The sequence below is a fragment of the Fulvivirga sp. genome (assembly GCF_040220315.1).
GTDB lineage: Bacteria > Bacteroidota > Bacteroidia > Cytophagales > Cyclobacteriaceae > Fulvivirga.
On the sequence record NZ_JAVJUY010000120.1, the window covers coordinates 1 to 14,846 of the forward strand.

The following is a 14,846-nucleotide window of genomic DNA, read 5'->3' on the forward strand; positions in this document are numbered from 1 at the left end:
ATAATACAAATCAAGGTACTGCTTAATGTAAAAGGCCGGGAGATCTCGCACGACTATTAAAAGAACAAGGTTGTGAAGTGTTAGTGATTACTAGAAACCATTTCAGTAATAATATTGAGTATCCAGAACCAAACGTCATATTAATCCCAGGTAAGGCATTGAAGTCTGATAAGTGGTGGTTGATTAGAAAGCTATTTACTTTATACTATGCACTTTTTTTTGGAGATATATCAGGACTATGGGGTAAAAATGTTGCTGAATACTTGTTAGGTAGTAGAATTGTTAAAAAGGGGGATAGTGTTATTTCTTTTTTTACACCACGCGGGCCAATTTTTGCGGGTTATCTAATTAAAAATAAAATCAAATGTGATTGGATTGTTGATTTTCAAGATAATCATGATATTGGTCAAAAATATAAGTTTTTAAGTCGATACTGGATGAAAAGAGTGCTTAAAAACGCAGACAAATGTGTACATGTTTCTCCAGAATGGGCAGAAAAAGATGGAGAAAAGCTTGGTAAATCTTTTATGGTAATCAGACATGCACTCCCTAAAAAGGAGCATATTGTTTCTTTATTTGGAGAAGAGGAGTTTACTTTTTTTTATTATGGTGGGTTTAATGTCGATTATCAATATCATGAATTTTTTTTCAAATATTTAAATGATAATCCTGAGACAAAATTTGCCTATGCTGGATTTGAACAAGTTGATCAAATATTTAGTTCCAAATTAAATTCTGATCAGTACATCTATTTAGGGTGGTTGTCGTCTTATGAACTATTTGATCAACTAAGTAGAGCGAAATTTGTAGTAGTTTTTGGGTTTACTTTAGCATCTCGGAGTGTGGTTCCTAGTAAGTTGTATGAATTGATTGCATTGAAAATTCCGATTATTATTATTGGAAATGATTCAGGAGGTATAAAGGATTTGGAAAATGAAACTTCTTTTATGTTTAGCTGGGCCAAAAATGAAAAACAATTACAAGCAATAGTTGACTCTCCTCAAATGATAAATCAAGATTATTCAGCATTTGATATCTACAATCAAGATTCATTCATAAATAACTATTTGAATATTCTAGAACCAAATGATAATTAGATTTCTTACAGTTGAAAACTGAAAGTTCAATTTAATGAAGATTCAATTCTACATATTCTCAATAATGGTTTTTCTTATTGGGCTTTTAATAGAAAATGAGATTATAATCAATATTGCCGCAATAGTCCTTTGCATTAATGTTTGTTATTCTAATTATCAAAGAAAAGGAGCAGAGTCAATAGATGTCATATTCATGTTTCTGATAGCATCGGGATTAACAGCATTAGGAAACACAATAGCTATTTTGAGTCAAGGAGAGGCAAATGAATCTGTTTATTTTTTGTATATGGTTCCAGAGCATATCTTAAAAGCATCAACTATCCATTATGTTGGAACATTATTTATTTTAGTCGGATATAATTTGATACCTAATAAAAATATTTTACCGAAGATTAATAAATTTCAAATAAAGCCAAGATATACTTCTGGGATTTTGATTCTTGGTATAATTATTATCTATATAATAATTTCTGGTCGCTTGCCTCAATTAGGAACTGTATCTAGTTATATAAAACTATTTCCTATTTTAATTATATTCTTTTTGGCTAGATATGGTGCATCTATCGGTTCTACTAAAATTAAAAATTTCGCATTTATTTTGTTAATTATAGAGTCTCTTAGAGCATTATTTTTTGAGTATTTGAGAACGAATATTATTTTACCCTTAGTGGCCTATTTTTTTGGTCTACTAATAGGCTATAAAAATTTTAAATATATACTAAGCAATCGCTTTTATGTTATTTACGTTGCCGCATTTTTCGCGTTTAGCTATTTTACTACATTTGGAGCCTTAAGGAGCACCTACGTTACGGGAGTAGAAAGGATCAGCTTATTAGCAACTGAAGAGGAGAGTCGTGAAAATACCTTTTGGAGCAGACTAAGTAATTTGAATCAATTAACCAATATTGTAGATCTTGAATCATCAAATGGATATTATGATGGGGCGACTTTAAATTATTTTGCATTTGCACTAATTCCGCGCTTTTTGTGGCCTGAAAAACCTAAAATTGCCAAAGGGAGGTGGTTTGCTATAGAAATAGGTCAAGCTTATGAGAAGGATGATGGTCAAGTAAATAATTCTATAAATATGACCGTTCCAGGGGAGTTTCATCTTAATTATGGGTGGCCAGGATTGGTAGTTGGTTGCATATTATTTGGCATCTTGATTTCTATGATTTGGAATACCTGTGATTTTTGGTCAGCTGATTACAACATATTCCGTAGTGTTTTTGGATTTTATCTCCTTTTTTTAGGGTTATTTTCGCTGGGTGCTGATCTGCAAGTTGTGATAACCATAATAGCCATTTATTTATTGACCTTATTAGTATCTAAATTGTTTATAACCATTGCATAAGATTCTTTGTATTGGTGAAGAATGGAGAGGCAGCAATTCTTCAGGTTTGTTTTATGCTTTATCGAGGATAGGTCACCAGATTGAACTAGTTAATGAGTTAAATTACATTAGTTTAAATGGGAAATCCTTTCAATCTAAATTTTTTAATAAACTTATTAGATATCCTCAAATTAAAGATTTCAATGAACAAATAATTGAAAAGGCAAAACAAGTTAAACCTGATATTATTTTCATATATAAGGGAGCTTTCATTTTTCCGGAAACATTGAAGACATTAAAAATGGAAGGGCATTTATTAATTAATTTTTATCCAGATGTTAGTTTGTTTACTCATGGGTCCTATATTCCTAAATGTATTCCCTTATACGATCATATCTTTACTACTAAGTCATTTGCTATCAGAGACCTGAAAAACAAGTTTAATTATGAAAATGTAACGTTTATTCCTCACGGTTATGATCCGTCACTTCACAATATCGATAAATTACAAAAGCAATCTTTGTTTTCCTGTGATGTGTCTTTCATAGGAACATGGTCTCCAAAAAAGGAGCGCATACTTTCTCATATAGCTAATTATATTCCTGAACTAAATATGAAAATATGGGGCAATCAATGGCAGAAGTGTACCACTTCTAGTTTAGCAAGTGCTATTCAGGGCGTAGCTTTATTTGGAGATCAGTATGTTGAAGCAATTCAGCATTCAAAAATCAATTTAGGGATTCTTTCAGAAGTCAGAAAAGGAGCTTCTTCAGGTGATCTAATTACCTCACGTACTTTTCACATTCCAGCGAGTGGTGGATTCATGTTGCATGAAAAAACGGATGAAGTATTGTTGTATTTTAAAGAGGGTCTTGAATTCGTTAGCTATGTAGATATATACGACTTAATTGACAAAATCATTTACTACTTGAAACAAAGTGAGGAGCGCGAGTTGGTGGCAAAAATGGGCTTGAAACGAGCTCAGAATGACCACTCACTAGATCAGCGTGCTCTAGAAATAATTAATATTTTGAAAAATATAACCAACATTAAAAGTGAATATTAACCCATTTGTAGTAAGGAATATCTGCAAACTTTTACCCATTAGAAGAATCAAATTTCATATTGCAAAATGGCTTTATGATTATCAAGATAGTAATATCAAAGGAAAAAAAATTGTCATTAATTATTTAAATGGGTTAAAAATTCGAGTTACTACCAATGAAATCATAGGTTGGAATATATTTTTTTTAGGTGAGTATGAGCCTGATATCAATGAACTGTTAAGAAAATATTTGAAAGAGGGTGATATTGTTATTGAGGCAGGATCTAATATTGGGAGTGAGACTCTTTTAATTTCGAATATAATTGGTAGTAAGGGTGTTGTTTACGGGTTTGAGCCATTTCCCAAAGTGTATTTAGAGCTTGAATACAATTTGGAAATAAATCAGATTACTAATGTTAAACCTGTTGAAATGGCTTTAGGTGACTCCAATTGTATTATTGATTTTAATATCATGGACGAAGATTACCCCAATCAAGGCATGTCTTCCGTGATAAAAACAGGTCATTCACAATCAATACGAGTTAAACAAGTGATTTTGGATGATTATATTATAGATAATGAAATAAAGAAAGTTAATCTAATCAAGATGGATATACAAGGGGCTGAGTTTAACCTGTTAAAGGGGGCACTCAAAACAGTAAGAACGTATAATCCAGTTTTAATTTTAGAAGCATCCAACCCTTGGAGTGATTTAAATGCGCTTTTTCAATTACTAAAGTCACTCAATTATGATATATTCAACATTGATTCTGGCATGGATAAATTGAGTGATATAAAGATTAGCGATGGTAATTGGCTATGTCTTCCCAAGAAATAAAAACGGTAACATTATTTTTTAGAGATCCTCGTCAAGGCAATTATAGCATTGAACAAATTTTTCAAAGCATTTCACAGGAGATGAAATCTACTTTTAATGTTAGATTGTTTTATGTAGATAGCTCTAAAGGACTAATTGCTAATATTCTAAATGCTAGAAAATCCCAGGGCGATGTTAATCATATAACAGGTGATGTCAATTGGTTAATATATGGCCTTGATAGAAGAAGATCAATAATTACAATTCATGATTTAGGTCATTTTGAATCAACACTCAAGGGATGGAAAAGGTTAATTTTTAAAAAAATATGGCTAGAATGGCCTTTAAAAAGAGCTAGAAGTATTACATCAATTTCAAATTTTACTAAAGATAGATTACTATATCATTTTCCATATCTACAAGGTAAAATTAATGTCATTTATAATCCTCTTCCAATTGTTTATAGAGATAGTAATTCAGTGAGTAGATCATTAAGCACTACACCTAAAATATTGCAAGTCGGGGCAATGGAAAACAAGAATATTGAAAGACTAATTGCAGCCGTGACAGATATACACTGTGAGCTTATTCTGTTAAGAGATTATGATAATATACTTCAAAAGCTACTTAATAGGCTCAAGATTAAGCATAAATTCCTATCTAATTTGAACCAAGAAGATGTTATGAGATTGTATAGAGGGGCAGATATATTATATTTCGCCAGCACCTATGAAGGCTTCGGTATGCCTATAATTGAGGCACAGTCGCAAGGTTGCGTTGTGTTAACATCTAATTTAGCCTCAATGCCTGAAGTTTCAGGAAATGGTGCTTGTCTTGTTGATCCTTACAATATTGATTCTATAAATGACGGATTAGTTAAGGTTATTAGTAACGAAGGTTACAGATTGAAGTTAATAACAAATGGGTATTTAAATTTAAAACGTTTTGATATTGAAGGCATCAAACAAAAATACTTGAATTTGTATAAGCAAATTATCTGTGAAGGTGAAGGAAAAGGTTAATTTACTTTGGCTTTCATGGCATCCCACTCATTATAATGATTATTTGTTTGATGCAGTAGAACAAAGTAATGAATTTAATTTAAGAGTCTTTTATTTGGCAGGTCAATTAAGTTCACACCCTTGGAGCGAAAAAGGAAATTATAAATATCAATATACCCGAATGAAAGGTTCAGGTTTATTGAAATATTACCGGTCGGTTTTGTTCAGTCAAGGAATCTTTTTAATAGCTGGATGGAATAACTATCATCACATATTTTCAATTTTTCTTTTGTCAATACTGAAAAGAAAATTCATTATTTGGACAGATACGCCACAAGTAGATATTAAAAGAACATTTTTCAAACGTATTTTTCGTAAAGCGTTACTTGGCATTATTTTTAAAAATGCTAAGTATTTGTTCACAACTGGAAAAATTGGTATTAAGAATTTTAAAAAAAACGGAGCTCCTAAATCAAAACTTATCAACTTTCCCTTTGCAACAGATACTAATTTCTTCACCAAAGGGGGTTCAATTCACAAACATATTTTCGTTACATCAGGAAGACTTGATATTTCTAATAAACGTCAAGATCTTTCAATTCAATCAATCAGAAAATTAAAGGAGTTAGGTTTTGACGTTCAGTTAAAGATCGCTGGAGAAGGCAGAGATAAACAATTATTAATGGATTTAGTGAAACAACTTGACCTTCAAGATTGTGTTGAGTTTTCTGGTTGGCTTCAACTGGATGAGCTAGCTAAATTTTATCATAAGAGTAGATATTTCTTACATACAGCCGCGTATGATCCATTTCCCAATGCAGTCTTGGAGGCTCTATCTTGTGGATTACCGGTGGTTGGCAGTGATACATCCGGAAGCGTTGTTGACAGAGTAGTACCTGGAAAGAATGGATATATATTTAAAACAAATGATTTAGATGACCTTGTGGAGAAAATGACTTTAATAATACAAAATAAGAATTATGAAAAGTTAGTTGAAAATGCCCGAGAATCAGCTATTAGTAATAATGTAGAAAAAAATATTAAGACCCTTCTAGCAATAAAGAATGAATTATATTAGGATTATTATAGCAACATTATTGGCAAATAATTTGACTGGTTTTTTAATAAGAAGACTTGTAAATAATACATTCTCTGTAAAAGGTGCAATTATAAATACCGACTCAAAATTTATTACAAATACCACATGTGCTCATCTTTTTTTTAGAATGTATGAAAGTTCTGAAATTAGATTTGTGTTGAAGTATATAAACCCCCAAACAACTATTCTGGAATTAGGAAGTAGCATTGGTGTAATTGCTAGTGTCCTCTCCTGTAATGTTCAAAAGCTTGAGTTTCATTGCATAGAGGCAAATCTAAATCTGATGGAAACACTAAAAGAGAATTTAGATAAAAATGTCAGTGGTAATTATGGTTTGTATAATTATGCTGTAGTTGGTAATGACAATAATTCACAGCTTTATTTCCAAACAGGTAATGATTCAACAACTGGTCATATTTGTCATGAAAAAACTGATCTTATCATTCCAACTATTACGCTTTCTGAGTTTCTAGCAACAAGAAAAATTAAAGAGTACACTCTTATTTGTGATATTGAAGGGGCCGAAGTTGAAATATTAAAAAATGACTCAAAAGCCTTAGACTTATGTCAAATGGTTATAATTGAATTACATGAAACTTCTTATTCAAACAGTTTCTATTCAATAGAAAAACTTAGTAAAATTATCATAGAGTGCGGCTTTAAAGTCGTAGAGAAAGATGGACCGAATTATGTTTTTATAAGAAAATGATTCTAGCCATTGACGCTTCTAATATTACAACTGGAGGAGGTATTACACATTTGGTTGAACTATTGAAAAAAATCAATACTTCAGACATAATGGTTAATAAAGTATACGTTTGGTCTTCTCAAAGAACACTAGATAAAATTCCTGAATTTTCATATTTATTTAAGAGAACTCATAAATGGCTTAATAGAGGTGTTTTACTGAGATTTCTTTGGCAAAAAACTTATCTTCCAAAGCAGGCTAAATTAAATAATGTTGATATCCTTTTATTACCGGCAGGTAATGACATTAGGTTTAGTCCTACCATTTCGATGTGCCAAAACCTGCTGCCATTTGAAAATGCCGAAAAAGCGAGGTTCGGTCTATCTTTGACAAGAATTAGGTTAGAAGTGTTAAAACTCATCCAGCTGAGATCTTTTAAAAATGCGGAAGGTGTAATTTTTCTTAGTGATTATTCTAAAAGAAAAGTAGAAAACATGTCAGTTTCTATGAAGAATTGTGTGGTAATTCCTCATGGTGTCTCTGAGATTTTCGAAACATTACGAGTGAAAAGCAATGAAGAATTTAATGATACAACCAATATTCTTTATGTATCGTCTATTGATCAATATAAACATCAATGGAATGTCGTTAAGGCAGTATATGATTTAATAGATCAACATTATAAAATAAAACTCACATTGATTGGACCTCAGAACCCTAAGTCAATGTTGGCTTTAAACAAGGCTATAAATGTTAGAATTGAGTATTCAGATAACATAGTAGTGATTGATAAATTGGAATACAATCAACTTCCTTCTTACTATGGGCAAGCTGATTTGTTTGTTTATGCTTCTTCTTGTGAAACCTTCGGAATGACAGTATTGGAAGCTATGAGAGCAAGACTCCCAATTGCATGCTCAAGTATGAGTTCAATGCCGGAAATTTTAGGTGATACGGGCATTTACTTTGATCCATTGGATATTGATTCAATTGGGCAAGCATTGAAGTTCTTCTTAGATGATAAAAATATTCAAAATGAATATGCTTTTCAGGCATACAGAAGGTCAAAAAAATACAGTTGGGAAAAGTGTGCAAATCAAACCATTGAGTTTATTAGTGACACATTAAAAGCTTACAATGAAAGGAATTAATGCTGTGGATTTTCACTCCATAATTGCAGAGGATTTTGCAGATAGTTATTCTAAAAGTTACAGCTTCAGGAAAAGATTTGGAGTTTGGACCGACCTGTTTAAAAAAATTAAACCAAAGGGTAAGGTGTTAGATGTGGGGTGTGGTTCTGGCATATTTTCTCTACATCTAGCTAAGCTGGGCTATGAAGTAATTGGTTTGGATGGTTCTCAACAAATGATTAATATTTGTAATAGGCATAAAAGCACTAATCTTAAATTAGTTTTTAATAGAGAGTTGTTTCCAGATTGTGATTTAAAACAATATGGAACATTTGATGCCATTATCGCTTCAAGCTCTCTTGAATATGTCAGTAATATAGATTTTTTTTTAGAAAAACTATTAAATCAGTTAGCTAAAGATGGTTTACTTATAATCTCATTTCCAAATAAAGAGAGCTTATTCCGTTATGTTGAACGATGGTGTTTTAAATTAATAAGATGGCCAACTTATTATAAGTTCGTGAAAAATATATTCAGTCCATCCGAGTTCTTGATTAGGACCTCGAAATTCAATCTTGAGTTTAAAGAAATTAAATATGATGGATCCATTAAGTTTTTAGATATTTTTTTTTCTTGGTTACCAAATAAATACTTAAAGACTATGACAATTTATGTTTTTCAAAAGAAAAACTGATTTTTTACAATTTATCTATCACATTGAAAAAAATACTTTTCCTATTCGGAACCCGACCAGAGGCCATCAAGATGGCCCCTTTAATAAAAAGATTTCAAAAGAAAGATTCTCGTTTTCAAGCGGTTGTTGCTGTCACAGGTCAGCATCGGGAAATGCTGGACCAAGTTCTGTCTTTTTTTCAAATCAAACCTGATTTTGATTTAAATCTTATGTCTTCAGGACAAAGTTTGGCCCAATTGACGGCTAGGTTAGCGGATGCTTTGGATATATTATTTTCAGAGGTTAAACCCGATGTGTTGTTTGTTCAGGGGGACACTACAACTGCTATGATGGGTGGATTAATAGGTTATTATCATCAGTTAAAGATTGTTCATATTGAAGCTGGCCTTCGCAGTAATGATATTTTCTCACCGTTTCCTGAGGAGGTTAACAGGAAAATTGTTGGAAATGTAGCTTTTGCTCATATGGTACCTACTATTGGTGCTCAGAAAAATCTTGAACGTGAAGGTTATGTCAATAATATTTTCATTACAGGTAATACTGTAGTTGATGCCTTATTTTTAGGATTGAATATGATAAATGAAAAGCCTGAAAGTATTGATAAATCGAAGTACGGAGCCCTTCATCTTGAACAACCTTTTATACTAGTGACAGGGCATAGGAGAGAGAGCTTTGGAGTTTCATTTGAAGATATTTGTTATGCTATTCTTTCGCTAAAAAATCAATTTGCGAATTTTCAATTTGTTTATCCTGTACATCTAAATCCTAAGGTAAAAGAACCTGTGAATAGGATTTTAGGTAGGGTAGAAGGTATTCATTTGATAGATCCTTTAGACTATCCGCACTTAATATTTTTAATGCAAAAAAGTTACCTCATTTTGACTGATTCAGGGGGGATACAGGAAGAAGCACCATCATTGGGTAAGCCTGTTTTGGTAATGCGTGATGTAACAGAAAGAATGGAAGGAGTTTCTGCAGGAACAGCAAAGTTAGTTGGCACCGATAAAGAGACTATAATAAAGGAGGTGTCTAACTTGATTAATGATAAAAATCATTATGATGTGATGTCAAAAGCCACTAATCCTTATGGCGATGGTAAGGCTTCAAATAAAATTTACGATGCACTGATAGAATTAGTTTAATGCAAAATAACTTTAAAACAACAGTAATTGGTCTTGGTTATATTGGCTTGCCGACTGCAGCACTAATAGCCAGCAGAAGATTGCAGGTAACAGGTGTAGATATTAGTAAAAAAGTAGTAGACACGATTAATCAGGGCAAAATACACATCGTTGAGCCTGATTTAGAAGGCTTGGTAAGTTATGTTGTGAGCAATGGATATTTGAAAGCACAAACAGAAATAAACGCATCGGATGTTTTTGTTATAGCTGTTCCAACTCCATTTAATGAAGATAAAACCCCAGATCTAACCTATGTTCAAAATGCTGTAGAAAATATTATACCTGTATTAGAAGCCGGAAATACAATTATTATTGAGTCAACCTCACCAGTGGGCACTACCGAAAAAATGGCGCAATTGATGTTTGAAAAAAGGCCTGATCTAAAAGGGGAGATTCATATCGCTTATTGCCCTGAAAGAGTACTTCCTGGTCATATTATTCATGAATTGGAGCATAATGATAGGGTCATTGGAGGTGTTAATGAGGCATCAGGCTTAAAGGCAAAGGCATTTTATCAACATTTTGTAAAAGGTGATCTTTTCATTACCAATGACCGAACGGCTGAAATGTGCAAGTTGGTGGAAAATGCATCGCGCGATAGTAATATTGCCTTCGCCAATGAACTATCAATAATATGTGATGAAGCAAATATTGATGTATATGAATTAATACGTTTGGCAAATAGGCACCCCAGGGTAAATATTTTGAAACCCGGTCCGGGTGTAGGAGGACATTGTATTGCGGTAGATCCATGGTTTATAGTATCAGAATTCCCTAAAAGTGCGAGAATGATCAGGCTTGCACGTGAAATTAATGATGGTAAAACTGAATGGGTAATTGATAAGGTTTCTGAGCGGGTAGCAGATTTTGAAAAAAGACATAAAAGGAAACCAGTTGTAGCATGTCTTGGGTTGGCATTCAAACCAAATATTGATGACTTGAGAGAGTCACCGGCTTTGCATGTTGTATTTGAGTTAATAAAAAAAGGGTTTAATATAAAGGCCGTAGAACCCAATATTCACGAGCACGGTACAATCAAATTATATTCTTTAGAAAGCGCGCTGGCATCAGCTGATATCGTGGTGTTTTTAGTGGCGCACAATCAATTCAAGGATATTCAAATTATGGCGAATCATTTAGTATTTTGCGATTTAAGCTAACATGAAACAAATCTTACAAAGTTTTAAAACTGGTAAAACAGAATTAACAGAAATACCGGTGCCTAATGTTGGTAAAGGTCAGGTATTGATAAGAACTACAAGATCGCTAGTTTCCCTTGGCACTGAAAAAATGCTTGTAGACTTTGGTAAAGCAAACCTTTTTCAGAAAGCTCAACAGCAACCAGACAAAGTAAAAATGGTACTTGATAAGGTGAAGTCAGATGGCCTGAGACCAACTCTGGAAGCAGTTTTTAACAAATTGGAGCAACCACTGCCATTAGGTTATAGCAATGTAGGTGTAGTTGAAGAACTAGGGGAAGGTGTAAAAGAATTCAAAAAAGGAGATCGTGTGGTCTCAAATGGTCCTCATGCTGAATTCGTAGTAGTGCCAAAAAATTTGGTTGCTTTGATACCCGAAAACGTATCGGACGATGAAGCGGCATTTACAGTTATAGCTTCCATTGGCCTGCAAGGAATTCGGCTTGTTAACCCCACATTGGGAGAGACGGTAGTTGTAACAGGCTTAGGTTTAATAGGTCTGTTAACGGCTCAGTTACTTAAAGCCAATGGATGTAGAGTAATAGGAATTGATATTGATCAAAGCAAATGTGACCTGGCTTCATCATGGGGAATTGATACTATTAATCCTGCTCAAAATGATCCTGTAAATCGTGCATTAGAACTAACTGATAACATCGGTGTGGATGCTGTAATTATTACTGCCTCTACAAAATCAAATGAAGTGATTTCACAATCAGCTAAAATGTGCAGAAAGCGCGGAAGAGTTGTGCTCGTAGGTGTTATTGGTTTGGAATTAAGTAGGGCTGATTTTTATGAAAAGGAAATTACTTTTCAGGTTTCATGCAGTTATGGGCCTGGCAGATATGATATAAGTTATGAACAGAAGGGTAATGATTACCCCATAGGGTTTGTCCGCTGGACAGAAAAGAGAAATTTCGAAACAATTTTAAAAGCTATTAGTGCTGGTCAGTTGGAGGTTAAATCACTGATTTCTGAAATAGTTGAGTTAAAGGATTATCAGAATATTTATAGTGAAATGGGTAACGCCAATACCATTGCCTCTATTATTAAATATTCAGATTCACCACAGCGTATAAACCGAGGTATAGAAATTAACCCCCGGTCTTTTAAGGGTCAGAAAGGGGTTTTTGGTATTGTTGGTGCAGGTAATTTTACTAAAATGACTTTGCTACCGGCATTAAAAGGTTTTTCTCCTAATATTAAGTGTATAGTATCATCTAAGGGCGTTAATGGCACTGCGTTGGCAACAAAATATGGAATCTCAAAAAGTGCTACCGACATTCAGGAAGTGTTACAGGATGATGAAATTGATACTATCATCATTACAACGCAACATAATGCGCATGCACATCAAGTTGTAGATGGATTGAAGGCCGGTAAAAACGTTTTTGTGGAAAAACCTTTGGCTTTGAGCCAGTTAGAGCTCAAGTCCATTGAAAATGCTTTAGAGACAACCAAAGGGTCATTGATGGTTGGGTTTAACAGAAGGTTTTCGCCTCACATTAAGCAAATTAAGAAAAGCCTAGGCGCTGAACCGGGTCTAATTAATTTACAGGCAACAATGAATGCAGGTTTTATTCCTCCTGATTCATGGGTGCATGATTTGCAAATAGGGGGCGGTAGAATAATAGGTGAAGCCTGCCATTTCGTTGATTTAGCTGTTTATTTGACCGATTCATTGGTGTCCTCTGTATGTTTTAATGCATTAGGTAAGTACCCTGAAGAAAACACTGATAACGGTACACTTTTGCTTAAACATGAAAGCGGTGCCATTTCTACCATCAATTATTTCTCAAATGGAGCTAAGTCGTATAGTAAGGAGAGAGTGGAGGTATACTCTCAAAACCGAACCTGGATCGTAGATAATTTTAGAGTTACGAATGGTTATAATGTAAAAGGATTTAAAAAACTTAAGACAAAGTTAGATAAAGGTCATAAAGCACAGTTTGAGGCATACTTAGATCATATTCAAACTGGCGGTATACCGCTGATACCAATAACCGAACTTCTAAATGTAAGTAAAGCTTCATTGGCTGCAATAGAAAGTCTTAAATCTGGAAAATGGGTGAATGTTGATTGATGAACACTTTTTCTAAAGTAGTACAGGTTTACCAAAATATGGGAAGTCGATATTTTTTGTATCGACTTGTATATGAGTTAAAGAAAAGAACCGGATTACTCAAAAGAAGATTCCCTGTAAGCCCTAAAATCAAATATTTTATTCCTCTTGAGGATTGGAAAAAACAGCACTCGATTTTTTACTTTGATGATCGGGAGAGCCTTGTATTTAAGAAGTCTAGAGATGCCAAGCTTGCCTCCAAAGCTGAAAAGATATTGAATGGGCAGTTGCTATTTTTTAATTCACAATGGTTCGACTTAGGTAAAAATTATGATTGGATAACCAATCCATCCAATGAATTTACTTACTCAAAAAACAAGCACTGGACAGAAATAGAGGATTATTCAAAGGCAAATGGTGATATTAAATATGTTTGGGAGAAATCCCGGTTTTCGTATTTATTAACGCTATTGAAGTATGATTATCATTTTGATGAAGATCATTCTGAATTTGTTTTTTCGGAAATTGACAGTTGGATCAATGCAAGCCCAATTAATCAGGGCCCAAATTGGAGGTGCAGTCAGGAGATGTCGCTGCGTCTTATCAACTGGTGTTTTGCTTTAAATTTTTATAAAAATTCTTCCGCACTCACCGAGCAAAGGTGGGCAAATTATCAACATATTATATATTGGCACTTACACCATATTTATCAGCATATTAATTTTTCCAGGATAGCAGTTAGAAATAATCATGCTATCACCGAAACCATGATACTGAGTCTTTCCACTTTTTTATTTCCGTTTATTCCAGAAACGAGAATTTGGGCACTAAAAGGGAGGAGATGGTTTGAAGAAGAAGTAGAGTATCAAATATATCAAGATGGTACTTATTTGCAGTTTAGCATGAACTATCATAGGGTAGTAATACAATTGCTAACAGCGGGGATAAGATTGGCTGAATTAAATGGTAAGCCTTACTCAGAGTTGCTTTATGAACGAGCAAATAAGTCAATAGAATTTTTATATACCTGCCAATCTCCAAGCGGTTATGTTCCTAATTACGGAGCCAATGATGGGGCATTATTCTTTCCTTGGTCTGATGATTTTCTCGATTATCGTCCTCAATTAGAAGCTTTGCATAGAGTACTAAATGGCACTTCTCTTTATGATCAAGATTTTGAAGATTGTAATTGGTGGGGCTGGGAGTCTAAATCCCAATCAAAAAAAGTTACTCGTAAAGAAGGAATCTCATATTTTGGTAGTGGGGGATATGTTGTCATAAGAGATAAGGACACGCTCACATTTTTAAGAGCCGGCAGTCATAAAGACAGACCATCACAAGCTGATAATTTACATCTCGATATCTGGATTGGTGATGATAATATTCTCCATGATGGAGGCTCCTATTCTTATAATTCTGAAGAAACTGTTTTGAAATATTATTTCGGAACGGCCTCACATAATACTGTTCAATTAAAAGATTATGATCAGATGCTGAAAG

The 14,846-nt window shown here is 33.6% G+C and carries 13 protein-coding genes; all 13 read left to right on the forward strand.

Translation table 11 applies throughout. The annotated features are described in order from the left end of the window. Window positions 1–179: 179 nt before the first annotated feature. Window positions 180–1,097 carry a glycosyltransferase family protein gene (locus RLO81_RS05620; protein WP_350108452.1) on the forward strand — a complete coding sequence of 306 codons (918 nt, stop codon included), beginning with the start codon at window positions 180–182 and terminating at the stop codon, window positions 1,095–1,097. A 34-nt stretch (window positions 1,098–1,131) separates the two neighbouring features. Beyond that, on the forward strand, window positions 1,132–2,451 hold the full coding sequence (locus RLO81_RS05625) for a hypothetical protein (RefSeq protein ID WP_350108455.1): 1,320 nt from the start codon (window positions 1,132–1,134) through the stop codon (window positions 2,449–2,451). After that, entirely contained in the window at window positions 2,444–3,496 is a 1,053-nt protein-coding gene (locus tag RLO81_RS05630) for a CgeB family protein (RefSeq protein WP_350108458.1), read from the forward strand. Before RLO81_RS05625 ends, RLO81_RS05630 begins: the two co-directional genes overlap by 8 nt. Continuing rightward, the gene (locus RLO81_RS05635) at window positions 3,486–4,313 is read left to right on the forward strand and encodes an FkbM family methyltransferase (protein WP_350108461.1); all 828 of its coding nucleotides are present in this window, start codon (window positions 3,486–3,488) and stop codon (window positions 4,311–4,313) included. The genes RLO81_RS05630 and RLO81_RS05635 overlap by 11 nt, the downstream gene beginning before the upstream one ends. After that, complete coding sequence (locus RLO81_RS05640; protein ID WP_350108464.1) at window positions 4,295–5,314, forward strand: glycosyltransferase family 4 protein; 1,020 nt, start codon at window positions 4,295–4,297, stop codon at window positions 5,312–5,314. The genes RLO81_RS05635 and RLO81_RS05640 overlap by 19 nt, the downstream gene beginning before the upstream one ends. Further along, entirely contained in the window at window positions 5,298–6,371 is a 1,074-nt protein-coding gene (locus RLO81_RS05645; protein WP_350108466.1) for a glycosyltransferase, read from the forward strand. Before RLO81_RS05640 ends, RLO81_RS05645 begins: the two co-directional genes overlap by 17 nt. Beyond that, window positions 6,358–7,101: an FkbM family methyltransferase gene (locus RLO81_RS05650; RefSeq protein WP_350108469.1), complete on the forward strand. Its 744-nt coding sequence runs from the start codon at window positions 6,358–6,360 to the stop codon at window positions 7,099–7,101. The genes RLO81_RS05645 and RLO81_RS05650 overlap by 14 nt, the downstream gene beginning before the upstream one ends. Next, window positions 7,098–8,231 (forward strand): glycosyltransferase family 4 protein, encoded by a 1,134-nt coding sequence (locus RLO81_RS05655; RefSeq protein ID WP_350108472.1) that lies wholly within the window; start codon window positions 7,098–7,100, stop codon window positions 8,229–8,231. The genes RLO81_RS05650 and RLO81_RS05655 overlap by 4 nt, the downstream gene beginning before the upstream one ends. Continuing rightward, window positions 8,218–8,904 (forward strand): class I SAM-dependent methyltransferase, encoded by a 687-nt coding sequence (locus tag RLO81_RS05660; protein ID WP_350108475.1) that lies wholly within the window; start codon window positions 8,218–8,220, stop codon window positions 8,902–8,904. The genes RLO81_RS05655 and RLO81_RS05660 overlap by 14 nt, the downstream gene beginning before the upstream one ends. A 23-nt stretch (window positions 8,905–8,927) precedes the next feature. Continuing rightward, the gene (gene wecB, locus RLO81_RS05665; protein ID WP_350108478.1) at window positions 8,928–10,046 is read left to right on the forward strand and encodes a non-hydrolyzing UDP-N-acetylglucosamine 2-epimerase; all 1,119 of its coding nucleotides are present in this window, start codon (window positions 8,928–8,930) and stop codon (window positions 10,044–10,046) included. Beyond that, window positions 10,046–11,245, forward strand: a complete 1,200-nt coding sequence (gene wecC / locus RLO81_RS05670; protein ID WP_350108481.1) for a UDP-N-acetyl-D-mannosamine dehydrogenase — start codon at window positions 10,046–10,048, stop codon at window positions 11,243–11,245. Before wecB ends, wecC begins: the two co-directional genes overlap by 1 nt. Before the next feature lies 1 nt (window position 11,246). After that, on the forward strand, window positions 11,247–13,367 hold the full coding sequence (locus RLO81_RS05675; RefSeq protein WP_350108483.1) for a bi-domain-containing oxidoreductase: 2,121 nt from the start codon (window positions 11,247–11,249) through the stop codon (window positions 13,365–13,367). Next, on the forward strand, window positions 13,367–14,846 hold a 1,480-nt coding region (locus RLO81_RS05680), incomplete at its 3' end, for a heparinase II/III domain-containing protein (RefSeq protein ID WP_350108486.1). The genes RLO81_RS05675 and RLO81_RS05680, both read left to right, overlap by 1 nt.

Coding starts and splice junctions, on each gene's coding strand:
- RLO81_RS05625 (WP_350108455.1), top strand. CDS start 1,132: ATGAAGATTCAATTCTACATATTCTCAATAATGGTTTTTCTTATTGGG.
- RLO81_RS05640 (WP_350108464.1), top strand. CDS start 4,295: ATGTCTTCCCAAGAAATAAAAACGGTAACATTATTTTTTAGAGATCCT.
- RLO81_RS05650 (WP_350108469.1), top strand. CDS start 6,358: ATGAATTATATTAGGATTATTATAGCAACATTATTGGCAAATAATTTG.
- RLO81_RS05655 (WP_350108472.1), top strand. CDS start 7,098: ATGATTCTAGCCATTGACGCTTCTAATATTACAACTGGAGGAGGTATT.
- RLO81_RS05660 (WP_350108475.1), top strand. CDS start 8,218: ATGAAAGGAATTAATGCTGTGGATTTTCACTCCATAATTGCAGAGGAT.
- wecC (WP_350108481.1), top strand. CDS start 10,046: ATGCAAAATAACTTTAAAACAACAGTAATTGGTCTTGGTTATATTGGC.
- RLO81_RS05675 (WP_350108483.1), top strand. CDS start 11,247: ATGAAACAAATCTTACAAAGTTTTAAAACTGGTAAAACAGAATTAACA.